The sequence below is a fragment of the Bradyrhizobium sp. WSM4872 genome (assembly GCF_055811715.1).
The window spans coordinates 1-251 of record NZ_JBVVPT010000096.1; the positions used below are offsets into that span (position 1 = coordinate 1).

At 37.1% G+C, this 251-nt stretch carries 1 protein-coding gene; it reads right to left on the reverse strand.

The genetic code is table 11. The features are described 5' to 3' along the window. On the reverse strand, positions 1 to 192 hold a 192-nt coding region (locus AC0L3C_RS36255; RefSeq protein ID WP_473410418.1), incomplete at its 3' end, for a glutaredoxin domain-containing protein. Positions 193 to 251 lie beyond the last annotated feature (59 nt).

A 251-nucleotide genomic window follows, 5' to 3' on the forward strand; every position in this document is an offset into this window, starting at 1 on the left:
GAATACTTTGGAACGTGTCGAGATGATTTCTTCTGTTCCGTCTTCTGTCATTTGTAAAATCGCTTTTAATTCAGAACCGTTCAATGGTTCTGAAAAAATATTACGTTCAACAAATGGAATCTGATGTTCTTGCAACCACGCACGAGCCTTTCTGCAGGAAGTACAACTTGGGGAAGTATATAATGTTAACAACGTGCACCACTCCTTTCCGTGATAAGAATCACTTTTTTGTAACAGAAGATCATAATAAT